Annotated in this window: 11 protein-coding genes and 2 pseudogenes; 7 read left to right on the top strand and 6 right to left on the bottom strand. The window is 72.7% G+C overall.

Features of this window, described 5'->3' with window-relative positions:
- Positions 1-100: pseudogene (locus ABD330_RS31235) on the top strand (dolichol-phosphate mannosyltransferase); the annotation flags it as partial.
- A 135-nt stretch (positions 101-235) separates the two neighbouring features.
- Here the strand turns inward: ABD330_RS31235 and ABD330_RS31230 are convergent.
- Positions 236-2386, bottom strand: a complete 2151-nt coding sequence (locus ABD330_RS31230; RefSeq protein WP_344469680.1) for a D-alanyl-D-alanine carboxypeptidase — start codon at positions 2384-2386, stop codon at positions 236-238.
- 406 nt (positions 2387-2792) lie between these two features.
- On the opposite strand from ABD330_RS31230, the gene ABD330_RS31225 reads away from it, so the two are divergent.
- From ABD330_RS31225 to ABD330_RS31215, 3 genes are all read left to right on the top strand, one after another.
- Positions 2793-3533 carry a GOLPH3/VPS74 family protein gene (locus ABD330_RS31225; protein ID WP_344469679.1) on the top strand — a complete coding sequence of 247 codons (741 nt, stop codon included), beginning with the start codon at positions 2793-2795 and terminating at the stop codon, positions 3531-3533.
- A gap of 370 nt (positions 3534-3903) precedes the next feature.
- Positions 3904-4761, top strand: coding sequence for a helix-turn-helix domain-containing protein (locus tag ABD330_RS31220; protein ID WP_344469678.1), 858 nt, complete (start codon positions 3904-3906; stop codon positions 4759-4761).
- Positions 4758-4955 carry a DUF397 domain-containing protein gene (locus ABD330_RS31215; RefSeq protein WP_344469677.1) on the top strand — a complete coding sequence of 66 codons (198 nt, stop codon included), beginning with the start codon at positions 4758-4760 and terminating at the stop codon, positions 4953-4955. The genes ABD330_RS31220 and ABD330_RS31215 overlap by 4 nt, the downstream gene beginning before the upstream one ends.
- A gap of 268 nt (positions 4956-5223) precedes the next feature.
- Here the strand turns inward: ABD330_RS31215 and ABD330_RS31210 are convergent, their stop codons facing one another.
- On the bottom strand, positions 5224-6333 hold the full coding sequence (locus ABD330_RS31210) for an ADP-ribosylglycohydrolase family protein (RefSeq protein ID WP_344469676.1): 1110 nt from the start codon (positions 6331-6333) through the stop codon (positions 5224-5226).
- A 150-nt stretch (positions 6334-6483) separates the two neighbouring features.
- Positions 6484-9066: a bifunctional FO biosynthesis protein CofGH gene (locus tag ABD330_RS31205; RefSeq protein ID WP_344469675.1), complete on the bottom strand. Its 2583-nt coding sequence runs from the start codon at positions 9064-9066 to the stop codon at positions 6484-6486.
- Positions 9067-9219: 153 nt separating this feature from the next.
- Between ABD330_RS31205 and ABD330_RS31200 the strand changes: the two genes are divergently transcribed.
- The 3 genes from ABD330_RS31200 to ABD330_RS31190 are packed head-to-tail and all read left to right on the top strand — an operon-like array spanning position 9220 to position 12354.
- Entirely contained in the window at positions 9220-10473 is a 1254-nt protein-coding gene (locus ABD330_RS31200; RefSeq protein WP_344469674.1) for a LolA family protein, read from the top strand.
- Positions 10473-11447 carry an ABC transporter ATP-binding protein gene (locus tag ABD330_RS31195; protein ID WP_344469673.1) on the top strand — a complete coding sequence of 325 codons (975 nt, stop codon included), beginning with the start codon at positions 10473-10475 and terminating at the stop codon, positions 11445-11447. The genes ABD330_RS31200 and ABD330_RS31195 overlap by 1 nt, the downstream gene beginning before the upstream one ends.
- Complete coding sequence (locus ABD330_RS31190; protein WP_344469672.1) at positions 11434-12354, top strand: ABC transporter permease; 921 nt, start codon at positions 11434-11436, stop codon at positions 12352-12354. The genes ABD330_RS31195 and ABD330_RS31190 overlap by 14 nt, the downstream gene beginning before the upstream one ends.
- Before the next feature lie 106 nt (positions 12355-12460).
- Here the strand turns inward: ABD330_RS31190 and rarD are convergent, their stop codons facing one another.
- The 3 genes and pseudogenes from rarD to ABD330_RS31175 all read right to left on the bottom strand — a co-directional run.
- Positions 12461-13414, bottom strand: a complete 954-nt coding sequence (gene rarD / locus ABD330_RS31185; protein WP_344469671.1) for an EamA family transporter RarD — start codon at positions 13412-13414, stop codon at positions 12461-12463.
- 98 nt (positions 13415-13512) lie between these two features.
- Complete coding sequence (locus ABD330_RS31180; RefSeq protein WP_344469670.1) at positions 13513-14289, bottom strand: hypothetical protein; 777 nt, start codon at positions 14287-14289, stop codon at positions 13513-13515.
- Positions 14290-14431: 142 nt separating this feature from the next.
- Positions 14432-14648, bottom strand: a pseudogene (locus tag ABD330_RS31175) (2-oxoacid:ferredoxin oxidoreductase subunit beta); the annotation flags it as partial.

Here is a 14648-nt window from a genome sequence, read left to right as displayed (position 1 = left end):
CGCCTCCAAGATGAGCCGCAACATCCTCGTCGAAGCCCTCTTCCGCGTCACCGGCTGGGGCATCAACGCCCGCATCCAGAAGCTCACCGGCAAGAAGTAGTCCGCTCACCGCCTCACCCGTTCGGGTGGTGCCGAGAGACCGAGGAGCTCCCCGCCCGGCAATGGGCGGGGAGCTCCTCGGTGTCCGGCAGCGGACCGGACGGGTGGCGGACGAGCGGCGACGGGTGGCGGACGGTCAGAGCAGGCGCAGCAGGCGCGACATGATCGACGGCGGCGCGAGGTCGCTCTTGAGGGTGACGGGGACCTGGGTCTTCCCGTCGCCCTCACCGGCCGTGACGGTCCCCACCTGGGTGCCCGCCTTGACGGCGTGGCCGAGCTTCACCGTGTCCAGGGTGACCTTGGCGGTGACGCCGGACCAGCCGGCCACCGTGATGTCCTTGGCGGCGACGACCGGGACGCGGCCGCCGAGGCCGTCGTCGACGTACCCGACGGTGTCGCCCTGCTTGGCCAGCGTCTGGCCGGTCAGGCCGGTCTGTGCGGCCGTGATGATCTTCTGGCTGACGGTCTGGGCCGCCTTGAGGATGTTGTCGGTGGTGGTCGGGGGCTGGCCCAGGGTCACCCCGAGGATCATCCGCTGGACGCCGCCGATGTCCTTGACCGCCGCCCACATCAGGCAGGAACCGGCCGGGGTGCTGGAGCCGGTCTTGACCCCGATGACCCCGTTCTTCGGGGAGAGCAGGTAGTTGGTGTTGTAGATCCGCTGGTTGTTGAAGTTGGTGTCGGGGGTGGCCACGACCTGCCGGAACACCTCGTTCTGCATCACCAGTTCGGCCAGCTTGAGCTGGTCCTTGGCGGTGCTCTTGGTGTCGTTGTTGTAGCCGGCCGGGTCGGCGTAGGTGGTGTTGCCCATGCCGAGCTTGGCCGCCTGGTCGTTCATCTTCTTGACGAAGGCGTCCTCGGTACCGGCGTCCCAGCGGGCGAGCAGCCGGGCGACGTTGTTGGCCGACGGCAGCATCAGCATCTCCAGCGCCTCGTACTGGGTGAGCTGCTGGCCCTCGGTGAGGGTGACCCGGGACTGGTCGGCGTCGCTGGACTCCTGGGCGGCCTGCTTGTCCACGGTGAGCTTCGGGCCGCTCTCCCCCTTCTTGAGCGGGTGGTCCTGGAGGATCAGCAGCGCGTTCATCACCTTGGTGACACTCGCGATCGGCGCGGGTGTCTCCGCGCCCGAACCGCCGAGCGTGCCCACCCCGACCACCTCGGCGGCGGCCTGGCCCTTGGCGGGCCAGGGCAGGTTCAGCGCGTCACCGGTGAAGGTGAACGAAGCGGGCAGCGAGAGCTTGGCCTTGGGGCCGGGCAGCGGGCGCAGCAGCTGGGCCACCACCACGATGCCGAGGAGGAAACCGAGGAACGCGGTCCAGATGGTGACCCGCTTGAGCCCCCGGCGGAACGGCGAGACCGGCCGGGCGCTGAGCGCGGCGAGCACCTCCATCGCCTCGGAGGTGGTCTCGGGCGCGGGCATCGGCGCGGGCGCCGGGAGCGGCTCGGGGAGAGGCAGCGGGGCCGGCCGCGGCACGGGGGCCGGGTCGGGGACGGGCAGCGGCTCGGGCGCCGGGAGCGGCTCCGGGAGAGGCCGGGGCTTCGGGGCCGGGGCCGGCTCGGGGGTCGGAACGGGCTCCGGCTCCGGAAGGGGAGCGGGCTCCGGCTCGGGCTCGGGCTCGTCGGGCGGCTCCGGGACCGTACCTGCCGCCGACTCGTCGTCGGCGGGCTTCTCGGTCACCGGCTTGTCGGTCACCGGCTTCTCGATCCCGGGCTTCTCGGCGGCGAGCGTCTTCGCCACCGGCTTCCCGGCAGCGGGCTCCTCCTCCGAAGGCTTCTCCTCCACGGGTGCCTCGGCAGCAGGCTCCTCGACAGCGGGCGCCCCAGCGGCGGGCTCCTCCGCCGTCCGCTTCTTCGCCGCGAGGGCGGTCAGCGAGATCTTCAGAGTGGCACCGGCCGACTCCTGGCCGTCCCGCATCGCGAGACGCGGATCGGCTGCGGCGGTCTCCGCGGCGGACTTCTCACCGGCCTCGCCGGCAGGCTCCGCAGCGGGCGCGGGGGTCGACGCCGCCGCCGGCTCCGTCTCGGCACCGGCCGCGGCGGGCTCGCCGTCCTCGCTGGTCACCTCGGGTCCGGCGGGGGCAGCCGACTCGTCGTCGGCCTCCTCCTCGGCCTTCCCCTCGGTCTCCTCCCCGGCCTCGGCCGGCATCCGCAGCATGGTGGTCGCGTTGTCCACCGGCATCCGGAGCATGGTGGTGTGGCTGTCCACATCGCGGACCCGCAGCGTCACGGTCGAACCGCCGCCGCCCTCTCCGGCGGCAGCCTTCCCGGCCGGTGCGCCGGGCTTCACCGCCTCTGCTTCCCCGTCGCGTCGCACAGTGTCGGGGGACTCGCCCACGTAACCCATCCTCCTCGTCCGCCCAGCCGGCCGCCGACCCGCTTGAGCCCGGCCGGCCCTGATCGGACCGGCCCGCTGAATATCAACATGCCAAATATCAGAATCGTGCGGCCCGGCTTCACACCGCGCGCCCGTAGCTCTACAGTCTCCGCCACCGGCAGCCGTTCCGGCCTACGCACCCCGCCCGACCGGCCGTTATTCTCCCGGCCGGCTCCGTCCGCGGCCACTCCATGGGAGGGACGCCGGGCCCACCGGGCGCGGTTCCCGCCTGTCGGGCCAAGGTCACGATTCGGAGGCGTACTCGACAAGCCGCTGTGAGAGGCGTCACTCTGTCATTCATCCACGCGGGGAGGCTTGGATGGGCAAGAGCCGCCGAACAATTCCCGAGGAACTCCTGCTGCTCGCCCTGGACCCGACCACGGGTACCACGGCGCAGCCGCAGACCCTCGACCTCGGACTCGCCGGGGCACAGCTCGTCGAGCTGTCCCTGGCCGGACGAATCGTCCCGGACGGAGACCGGATCGCCGTGGTGCTGCCACGGCCGACCGGCGACCCGACCCTGGACCACGCACTGGAACTGCTGCGCCGTCGTGGCAGCCCGGTGCGGGCCGCGCACTGGATCGGCGGGCCCCGGCTGGGGCTCCGTCAGACGTACCTGGCGCACCTGGAGAGGTGCGGCATGGTGACGGCTGTGCCGGGCCAGGTGTGCGGCGTGCTGCCGACGACGCGGTACCAGGCGTCGGACGACTGCACGAACGCCGCCATCAAGCAACGCCTGGACACCGCCATCCGGACCGGCGTACCGCCGGACCCCCGGACGGCCGCCCTGGCGGCGCTGGCGCATGCGGTGGGCCTGGGCAAGCACCTCTACCCGGGGAACGAGGGACGGTCGTCGCGGTCACGGCTGCGCGACCTGATCCGGTACGACCCGCTCGGCGGGATGGTCGCGCACGCCGTGATGGACGTGCAGAACGGCCTGCCGGCCCAGCAGGGGCGTCAGGGGCCCGCCGGCGCGGGCACCGTCGGAGGCGGCCGCCCCGCGGTCGCCAGGACGGTCGCCGGAGGCCGCGGCGTGGCCACTCAGGTGGGCGCGAGGTGACCCTGTCGCGATGAACGGTGTGCGTAGTTGAACCTGTAGAGCACCTCAGGGCGGTTCGCCCGGCACGCGGTCTGCCGGGACGGACCGCCCTGTTGCCGTCCCCGGGCAGGCCGGGAGGGCGCGGCACGGGGTCCGGTCCCGGGGGACGGACCGCGGTGGCCCTTTATCGGTTCGGCGGACCGGACGCAAGTCGCATGATCCCTTTTGAGTGCTTTTCCGATGATCCGTTCAAGTGTGCTGGCGCGATTCCCCGGCGCCGATGCGAGCCGAGATGACATGCTGCTCCGAGTCAGGGGGGTTGGTACCAATTTCCACACTGTTCCGAGGCGCGCCGCTCCTGGGCACGCCAGAGGTCCGGCCGGAGGTCGATGTGTCCGCCAACATCAATCCGACAGTTCGCAGACGCCGCCTCGGCGCCGAACTGCGCCGCCTGCGTGAGCTGAAGGGCATGACGGCCGAAGAGGTCGCAGGTCGCCTGATGGTCTCCCAGTCGAAGATCAGCAGACTGGAGAACGGCCGGCGCAGCATCAGCCAACGGGACGTCCGCGACCTCTGCGAGGTCTACGAGGTCGCCGACGAGCGGGTCCGGGCCGGGCTGATGGAGATGGCCCGGGAGTCCCGCCAGCGCGGCTGGTGGCACGAGTTCGGCGACATCCCGTACAGCGTCTACATCGGGCTGGAGGCCGAGGCGTCCTCGATCCGGGCGTACGAGTCGTCCTTCGTCCCGGGGCTGCTGCAGACCCGCGCCTACGCGGAGGCCGTCGTCGAGGGCACCTCGCCCGACTACGACGCCGGAGCGGTGAAGCGCCGGGTGGACGTCCGGCTGAAGCGGCAGAGCCGGATATTCGGCGAGGACCAGCTCGGCAGCCTCTGGGTCGTCATAGACGAGGCGGTACTCCGGCGGCAGGTGGGCGGACCGGCGGTGATGGCGGACCAGCTCTACCAACTGCTGGATCTGGGCGAGCGGCCGAACATCAACCTGCAGGTGATCTCGTTCGAACACGGCGCCCACCCCGGCATGACCGGGACATTCTCCCTGATGGAGTTCCCGGAGTCAGCGGATTCGACGGTCGTCTACTTCGAAGGAGTGACGAGCGACCTCTATCTGGAGAAGGAGGCCGACGTCCGCCGCTATACCAATCTTTACGACCACTTGCGGGCTGCGGCGCTCAGCGTCGCGGACAGCCGGTCGCTGATTCACACCTATGCAGAGGGGTTCAAGAGATGACCACCAACCTGACCTGGCGCAAGAGCACCCACAGCGGCGGCAACGGCGCCTGCGTCGAGATCGCCGTGCCCGGCTCGGCCACCGTCGCCGTCCGCGACTCCAAGGACCCCGAGGGCCCTCAGCTGCACTTCTCGAACGAGGCCTGGGCCGCCTTCGCCGCCGCCGCCGGTTCCGGTGTGTTCGGCGAGGTCTGAACCGCCGTCGGCTGAAGCCACTCCCCCGCAGGACCACTCCGGTCGCGGCGATCCCGGTCGCGGCGATCCCGGCCGCAGCGTTCCGGGCCGCAGCGTCGGCGGCCGGACGCACTCGGCCGGACGCATCCGGCCGATCGGGTGCCCGCCGCGCCAGCCGTGGCGGGCGCCTCGGCGTCCGGCGGCCGGACGGCAGCCCGGGACGGCCGGGGACGGCGGCTCGGGACGGCGGTCCGGCAGCGGCCCTCACGGACGGGCCCGGGAGCGGCCCCTAGCGGGAGACCGGGTAGCGCTCGGCCCAGGCCGTGGGGTGCTCGGCACCGTGCAGCTCGGGCCCGTGCAGCAGCTCCAGGACGAAGTCGTCGGCCAGCTCCAGCAGCGTCCCGCGCCCCTCCAGCTCCGCCAGCAGGACCGGCGGCAGCGCCGTCTCACCGTGCAGGGCGCCCAGCAGCTGCCCGCAGATCGAGCCGGTGGAGTCGCTGTCCCCCGAGTGGTTGACCGCCAGCAGCAGGCCGGAGGTCACGTCGTGGGCGACCAGCGCGCAGTACACCCCGATCGCCAGCGCCTCCTCGGCGACCCAGCCCTCCCCCAGTTCCTCGACCCGCTCGGCGGACGGCTCCCCCGCCCGTACGGCGTCCAGCGCCGCCCGCAGCGCGGCGGTGGTCTCCTCGTGCGACGGGCGTTCGGAGAGCAGGGCCAGCGCCAGGTGGACGCCCTCCTCCAGGGTGCCGCCCCGGGCCACCGAGTGGACGATCACCGCGAGCGCCCCGGCGGAGAGGTAGCCGGTCGGATGACCGTGGGTCAGCACCGAGCACTCGACGGCCAGCTGGAACACCAGCCCCGGCTCCCAGGCCGCCAGCAGGCCGAACGGCGCGGCGCGCATCACCGTCCCGCAGCCCTTGGAGTGCGGATTGCGGGGTGCGTCCAGGGTGCCGAGCCGTTCGGCGTCCGGCCCGGTGAGGCCGGAGAGGCAGGCCTGGCCCGGCGCGCGCTGGGCGTAGAGCCACTCCTGCCCCCCGAGCCAGCCGAGGTCGCCGCGCCGCTCGTCCGGGCCCCAGTCGGCCTGTGTGGCGGCCCAGCGCAGGTAGGCGCGGTGGACGTCGGTGGGCGGGTGCCAGCCGCCGCTGTCGCGGCGGATGTGCGCCCGGATCAGCCCGTCGACGGTGAACAGCACCATCTGGGTGTCGTCCGTGACGGCCCCGCGCCGGCCGTACGCGGGCACGTAGCCGGTCACGCCCAGCGGACCGTGCACGGCGCGTATCCGCTCCAGCGACTCGAACTCGATCCCGGCGCCGAGCGCGTCACCGATCGCCCCGCCGAGCAGACAGCCCCGCACCCGGCTGCGGAAGTCCTGCTGCTGCGCGCGTGACCACAGTGGCATCACGGGTCGGCACCTTTCGTCTCGGTGGCAGGGCACGCTCACGAAGCCTGGGAGCGTCCCCGCACTGTATTCGAACGGCCGACCCGATCCGCCGCTGGGACTCGAACGTCGCTCCGTCGGCCGACTGTTGTCCCGGCGTTCACCCTCCGGTCACTCCAGCACGGGCAACAGCTCCGGGAGGTGCCCGTCGGAGGCCAGCGCCGCGGCGCGGCGCTCCGCCGGGACCTCGCCGTAGGTGGTGGTGCGCTGGCGGTGCGGACGGCCGGCCGCCTCAGCGATGGCTTCGAGGTCGCGGACGGACTTGTAGCTGCCGTAGGCCGAGCCGGCCATCCGGGAGATGGTCTCCTCCATCAGGGTGCCGCCCAGGTCGTTGGCGCCCGAGCGGAGCATCTCGGCCGCCCCCTCGGCGCCCAGCTTGACCCAGCTGGTCTGGATGTTGGGGATGTGGGTGTGCAGCAGCAGCCGGGCCATCGCCACCACCGCGCGGTTGTCCCGCATGGTCGGGCCCGGCCGGGCGATGCCCGCCAGGTAGACCGGCGCGTTGGTGTGGATGAACGGCAGCGTGACGAACTCGGTGAAACCGCCGGTGCGTTGCTGGATCTGCGCCAGCAGCCGCAGGTGCCCGAGCCAGTGCGCGGGGGTGTCCACATGGCCGTACATCATGGTTGAGGACGACCGGATGCCCAACTCGTGCGCGGCGGTGACCACTTCCACCCAGGTGGCGGCCGGCAGCTTGCCCTTGGTGAGCACCCAGCGGACCTCGTCGTCCAGGATCTCCGCCGCCGTGCCGGGGATGGTGTCGAGCCCGGCCTCCTTCGCCTGCTGGAGCCAGTCCCGGATCGAGAGCCCGGTCCGGGTGGCCCCGTTGACGACCTCCATCGGCGAGAACGCGTGCACGTGCAGGCCGGGCACCCGGGCCTTCACCGCCCGCGCGATGTCGAAGTACGCGGTGCCCGGCAGGTCCGGGTGGATGCCGCCCTGCATGCAGACCTCGGTCGCGCCGACGTCCCAGGCCTGCGCGGCCCGGTCGGCGACCTGCTCCAGCGAGAGGGTGTAGGCGTCGGCGTCGGTGCGGCGCTGGGCGAAGGCGCAGAAGCGGCAGCCGGTGTAGCAGACGTTGGTGAAGTTGATGTTCCGGGTGACGCAGTAGGTGACGGTGTCGCCGACCGTGTCGCGCCGGACGTCGTCGGCGATCCGGCAGAGCGCGTCCAGGGCCGGGCCGTCGGCGTGGAAGAGCGCGAGGGCCTGGTCGTCGGTCAGCTTCACCGGGTCGTCGGCGGCCGCCGCGAGCGCCGCCCGGACGTCGCCGGTCAGGCGCTCGGGGGCGGCGGTGCCGGCCACCTGCTCGCGCAGCGAGTCCCAGTCCCCGTAGACGTCCTCGAAGTCGGCCCGGCGGTCGCCGGTGCGGCCCTCGGTGTCGACGGTGCGGTGCAGGTCGGTGCGGCCCGAGGCGGCGGGCAGGTCCTCGGGCTCCTGCCAGGGCAGGCCGACGGGGTGCACGTCACGGGCCAGCCCGGTGGCCGGGTCGGCGAGCGCCGCGATGTGCGGCAGGATGCGCGGGTCGAGCCAGGGCTCTCCGTGCACCACGTACTCGGGATGGACGGCGAGGCGCTCGCGCAGCCGGAAGCCCTGCCCGGCCGTCCGCTCGGCCAGTTCCTCGATCTGCGGCCAGGGGCGCTCGGGGTTGACGTGGTCCGGCGTGACCGGCGAGACGCCGCCCCAGTCGTCGATGCCCGCACTGATGATCAGTTCGTACTCCGAGTCGACCAGGTTGGGCGGCGCCTGGATGCGGGCGGACGGGCCGAGCACCAGCCGGGTCACCGCGATCACGGCGGCCAGCTCCTCCAGCTCGGCGTCGGGCCTGGCCCGCATCGCGGTGTCCGGCTTGGCGCGGAAGTTCTGGATGATCACTTCCTGGATGCCGTGGTACTGCCGGGACACCCGCCGGATCGCGAACAGCGCGTCGGCCCGCTCCTCGTAGGTCTCGCCGATGCCGATCAGCACGCCGGTGGTGAACGGGACGGCGCTGCGCCCGGCGTCCTCCAACACCCGCAGCCGGACGGCCGGTTCCTTGTCGGGTGAGCCGAAGTGCGGGCCGCCGGGCTCGGACCAGAGCCGGGTGGCGGTGGTCTCCAGCATCATGCCCATCGACGCCGCGACCGGCTTCAACCGCTGGAACTCCGTCCAGCTCACCACCCCCGGATTGAGGTGCGGCAGCAGGCCGGTCTCCTCCAGCACCCGGATCGACATCGCCCGGACGTACGCGAGGGTGTCGTCGTACCCGTGCGCGTCCAGCCACTCGCGCGCCTCGGGCCAGCGGTCCTCCGGACGGTCGCCCAGGGTGAACAGCGCCTCCTTGCAGCCCAGCGCGGCACCCTGGCGGGCGATGGCCAGCACCTCGTCGGGCGAGAGGTACATCCCGTGCCCGGCCTTGCGGAGCCTGCCCGGCACGGTGACGAAGGTGCAGTAGTGGCACTTGTCGCGGCACAGCTTGGTGAGCGGGATGAAGACGCTCTTCGAGTACGTGATGGTGCCCGGCCGCCCCGCCGCCTCCAGGCCCGCGTCGCGGACCCGCGCGGCCGTGGCGCAGAGCTCCCGCAGATCAGCGCCGCGCGCCTGCAGCAGCACGGCGGCCTCGCCCTGGTCGAGCGCCACGCCGTCCCGGGCCCGTCGCAGGGCTCGCCGCATCGAGGTGGCCGTCGGAACGGGGTGCTGCGTGTCCGTTGCATCCATGGGGTGAAGATACGCGACCGGTTTCGTCCCTTGGGAGTACACCGACCCTGAGGCTGCCTCAGGGTCGCGTGATCCGCTCGGTGTACACGATCTGGCCCTGCAGGACGATGACCGGACGGTGCCCGGCGTCTGTAATGGAGTACAGGAGAGTTGATGCCTACGGAGGGGTTGGACGTCATGGTGGAACAGGACGCGCCGTACAGGTCGGGGCGGAGGTCGGCGATCCGGGTGCTGGTCCCGGTCGGGGTGGTCGCGCTCGCCGCGACGGGCATCGGGCTGGTGCCCGCACTGGCCAGCGACTCGGCCCCCGCTCTCCCGTCGGTGACGGCGGAGCAGCTGGTCGCCAAGGCACTCGGCTCGGACGTCCAGTCCCTGTCCGGGACGGTCGAGCTGACGACCGACCTCGGCGTGCCGACGCAGCTGCTGGGCACCGCCCGGGGTCTCGTCGGCGGCAAGGGCCGCGGCGGGAGCAGCGCAGACCCGCAGTCCAAGCTGACGGAGCTGCTGGGCGGCGAGCACACCCTTCAGGTCGCGGTGGACGGTCCGGACCGTCAGCGGATCGGCCTGATCGACCAGCTCGCCGGGTACGAGGTCGTCCACAACGGCGACCAGGTCTGGGCCTGGGACAGCGCGAGCAACCAGGCGGTGCACCTGACGGCGCCGCAGCACGGCGCCACACCGCACGGCGCCGCACCGGCGGAGAAGAAGGCCCCGCTGTCGGGCATCCCCAGCACGCCGCAGGAGGCCGCCCGGCAGTTCCTGACGCAGAGCGCGGCCACCACCTCGGTCACGGTGGACGGCACCGCCTCGGTGGCCGGCCGCAAGGCGTACGAGCTGAGCGTGAAGCCCCGGCAGTCCGGCTCCACGATCGCCGAGGTCCGGATCGCGGTGGACGCGGCCAACGGCGTGCCGCTGGCCGTAGTGGTCAGGTCCACCGGCGGCAGCACCGTGCTCGACGTGCACTACAGCTCGGTCTCGTTCGCGAAGCCGGACGCCAAGACCTTCGACTTCACGGTGCCCAAGGGCGCCCAGGTGACGCAGTCCGGCGCAGGGGCGAAGGAGCCGGCCAAGAAGCCGGGCATCGAGCTCCCCCACCAGCAGGACGGCCTGAACACCGTCGGCGAGGGCTGGACGAGCGTGCTCAGCACGAAGCTGCCCGCCGCGGGGCCGCTCACCCAGCCGCCGGCCGGCCTCGCCGCCGGGACGGCCAAGGGCCGCAAGCACGGCAGCGGCACGGGCCTGCCCGCGATGGACGTCCAGTCCCTCGCCAAGTCGCTCGGCAAGCCGGTCGCCGGCGGCACGCTGATCAGCACCAAGGTGCTGAACGTGCTGATCACCGACGACGGCCGGGTCTTCGCCGGCGCCGTCACGCTCCCGGTGCTGCAGAGCGCCGCCGGGGTGAAGTAGTGACCGGCGCTCCCCCCCAGGGCCCGGCGGCCCCGGACGACGTGATCCGCACCAGCGGTCTGACCAAGCGCTTCCGGGGCGGCCAGCTCGCGGTGGACGGGTTGGACCTGGCGGTGCCCCGGGGCAGTGTGTTCGGCTTTCTCGGGCCGAACGGCTCCGGCAAGACCACCACGATCCGGATGCTGATGGGGCTGATCGCACCCACCTCGGGCGTGGCGACGGTCCTGGGTTCGCCGATGCCGCAGTCGATCGGCTCGGTGCTGCCCCGGGTGGGAGCGCTGATCGAGGGCCCCGCGCTGTACGGGTACCTCTCCGGCCGGGACAACCTGGCCCGGTTCGACGCGGCCGACCCGACCTCCGACCCCCGCACCCGCGCCCTGCGGGTCACCGGGGCGCTGGAGCGGGTCGGCCTGACGGCGGCGGCGGGCAAGAAGGCGCGGGCGTACTCGCTGGGCATGAAGCAGCGGCTCGGGCTGGCCTCGGCGCTGCTGCAACCGCGCGAGCTGCTGGTGCTCGACGAGCCGACCAACGGCCTCGACCCGCAGGGCATGCGGGAGATCCGCTCCCTGGTCCGGGAGGTGGCGGCGGAGGGCACCACGGTCTTCCTCTCCTCGCACCTGCTCGACGAGATCGAGCAGGTCTGCACCCACGCCGCCGTGATGTCCAAGGGCCGGCTGGTGGTGCAGGGCACCGTCACCGAGCTCGCGGCCCGGGCGCAGGGCCGGCTGGTGGTCCGCACGCCGGACGTCGCGCTGGCCGCCGAGGTGCTGGGCGGCCGGCAGGTGACGGACCTGCGGACGGACCAGGCGCGGGTGGACGGCGTCACCGGCACACTCGGGGACGACGAACTGCCGAAGCTCTGCGCCGCCCTGGTCGAGGCCGGGGTCCGGGTGCACGGCTTCGGGGTCGAGCGGGGCACGCTGGAGGACGCCTTCGTGGCGCTGACCGGGGAGGGTTTCGATGTCGCAGGCTGAGGTGGTGCGAGCCGAGGAGGCCCCGGCCGGGAAGGCCCGGGCCGATGCGGCGGCGACGTCGGTGCTGCCACAGGCGCGGCGGGCGCCGAGTGCGGCGGGCTTCCTGGCCCTGTTCCGCAGCGAGCTCACGCTGACCTTCCGCCGGATGCGGACGATCTCGCTGCTCGGCATCCTGGCGGCCCTGCCGGTGCTGATCGGCGTGGTGGTGAAGGTGAACACCGGAGGCGCCGGCGAGGGGCCCGCCTTCATCGCCCAGGTGAGCCAGAACGGGCTGTTCCTGGTCTTCACCGCGCTGGCCGTCTCCCTGCCGGTCTTCCTGCCGATGACGGTGGGCGTGGTGGCCGGGGACTCCATCGCGGGCGAGGCCGCCACCGGGACCCTGCGGTACCTGCTGGTCGCCCCGGCCGGGCGGACCAGGCTGCTCGCGGCGAAGTTCACGGCGGCGCTGGCGTTCTGCCTGGCCGCCACCCTGACGGTGGCGCTGGCCGCACTGCTCACGGGCGCCGCGCTCTTCCCGCTGGGACACGTCACGCTGCTCTCCGGCGACACCATCGGTCTGGGCTCGGCCCTGCTGCGGGCGCTGCTGGTGGCGGGCGTGGTCGCGGCCTCGCTGGCCGGGCTGGTGGCGATCGGGCTGTTCATCTCGACGCTCACCGGCAGCGGGATCGCGGCGATGGCCAGCACCGTCGGGCTGGTACTGCTGGTGCAGATCCTGGACACCTTCCCGCAGTTGCACGCGATCCAGCCCTACCTCTTCACCCACCAGTGGCTGAGCTTCAGTGACCTGCTGCGGCAGCCGATGCACTGGGACAACGAGCTGCGCAACCTCGGCCTCCAGGCGCTCTACGTGGCCGTCTTCGGCTCGGCCGCGTGGTCCCGCTTCACCAGCCGGGACATCACCGCGTAGCGGCTCCGCCCGAAGGCCCGGGACGGCCGGGGACCGGGGTTCTCCGGCCCCCGGCGTCCCGGGCCCCGGGCTCCGGGCTCCGGGCTCCGGGCTCCGGGCTCCGGGATCAGCCCGCGACGGCCGGGGCCGGCTCGCGCAGGTGCCTGGCCTGCCGGGTCCGCCGGAGCTGGCGGAGGGCGTCGTACGTGAGCACCGCGAGCGCCGCCCAGACCAGTGCGAACCCGGCCCAGCGCGCGGGCGGCATCGCCTCGTGGGCGACGGTGACCCCGATCAGGAACTGGAACACCGGCGCCAGGTACTGCAGCAGCCCGAGCGTGGTCAGCGGCACCCGGATCGCGGCCGCGCCGAAGCAGAGCAGCGGGACGGCCGTGATCAGCCCGCTGAGCACCAGCAGTCCGGAGTGGCCCGGGCCGTACGAGCCGGCCACCGTCCGGCCCAGGGTGCCGTGCCCGGTGACCCCGAGGTACACCAGGTAGCCGACGGCGAAGGGGAACATCACCGCGCTCTCCACGGCGAAGCTCTCGATCCCGCCCAGGCCGACCTTCTTCTTCAACAGCCCGTAGGTGGCGAACGAGAAGGCCAGGGTCAGCGCGATCCACGGCAGCCGCCCGTACCCGAGGGTGAGCACCACGACCGCCGCCGCCCCGATGCCGACGGCCGCCCACTGCGGCGCGCGCAGGCGCTCGTGCAGCACCAGGACGCCGAAGCCGATGGTGACCAGCGGGTTGATGAAGTACCCGAGGCTGGTCTCGACCACGTGCCCGGAGTTGACCCCCCAGATGTAGACGCCCCAGTTGAGCGAGACCACCACGGCGGCGGTGGCGGCCAGCGCCAGCCGCCGGGGCTGGGCGAGCAGCGGCCGGACCCAGCCCCAGTTCCGCCGGACGAGCAGCATCAGGACGACCGCCACCAGCGACCAGACCATCCGGTTGGCCAGGATGTCCCCGGCGGCGCTCGGTTCGAGCAGCGGCCAGAAGAGCGGGAACAACCCCCATATGCCGTAGGCCGCGAAGCCGTACCAGACCCCTCTGCCGTCCTCCTGCTGGGAACTCGCTGCCATGACGGGCCTGCCCTCCGCGCGCACGTGTGTCCGAAGGACGGTAACCGGCGGGAGGGCAGGATGTCATCTATGACTTCCGGGTTTGGTCATGACAGCCGTCAGGCGGGCGAACCCTGCTGGGCGGGCAGCGACGGCTGGGCCGGGTGGAGTCCGGCCACCGCCGTCCGGGCGAGCAGCGCGGCCCGGATCCGGGTCCGCAGGGAGACGATGGCGAACGCCATGACACCCGCCGTGAGCATCCGGACGCCGAGCAGGAGCGAGCTGAGGTCGCCGTAGTTCTGGATCTGGCTGTGCAGCCCGGCCTGGTCGGGCGCGGTGAAGTGCGCGCTGGGGCGGGCGAACGTGGCCACCAGCGAGACCAGGACGCAGAGCCGCCACGCGAGGAAGCTCCAGTGCTTGAGGAGCGGACGCATGTCCATGCCCTCCTCCGCCCCCAGGCCGCGGACCTTGCGGAGGAAGAGGATGTAGCCCCCCAGGTAGGCGAAGCTGGTCAGCATCAGCACGGTGGAGAACGTGCTCTCCACACTCGACAGGTTGGCCACCGTCGAACCGTCGGGATCCAGCGCCGGGTTGTCCACGATGCTCACCAGCGTGGACGTCTCCTGGAGCGTGAAGACGAGCCGGCCGACGCAGGTCAGCAGGTAGGCCATGGCCAGCGCGAAGCCGATCCAGGCCCACTTCTCCCAGCTCGTGGGGACCGGCCCGGCCGGGCGGACCGGGGCGGCGGCCGGCTCCGGCACGGTGGTGGCGGCAGGCTCGGGCACGGTGGTGACGGCCGGTTCCGGCACGGTGGTGGCAGCCGGTTCCGGCACGGTGGTGGCGGCCGGCTCGGGGCTCACGCCGTTGGCTCGGTCGTCGGCAAGGCTGGCAGTCATGGCGCGGAATCCCCCAGGTACCGGGCTCGGAAGGGCCGAGCCGCAAGGTGATCCGCCAACCTAGGGGAGCACCATGACCGTCGCAAGTCAGTTCGGGGCCGCTCGGCTGCCCGCCGGATCCGGCGGGCAGCCCGGCCGGACGCTAGTTGACGGTCCAGGTGTCGTTGCCGGTGAGGAGGGTGGCGAGGTTGCCGGGGCCGTGTTCGGTGGTGGCCCGGGTGAGCTGGTCGGCCATCAGGGTGTCGTAGACGGGGCGTTGGATGTCGCGCAGGACGCCGATGGGGGTGTGGTGGAGGAGGTCGGCGTCGGTGAGGCGGGTGAGTGCGAAGGCGCGGGTGGGGCTGGGGTGGTGGGCGTTG

The organism is Kitasatospora kazusensis (assembly GCF_039529945.1).
In the GTDB taxonomy this organism is placed as follows: domain Bacteria; phylum Actinomycetota; class Actinomycetes; order Streptomycetales; family Streptomycetaceae; genus Kitasatospora; species Kitasatospora kazusensis.
The sequence above is the reverse complement of the archived record's forward strand: the minus strand, read 5'-3'. Positions and strand labels throughout refer to the sequence as shown.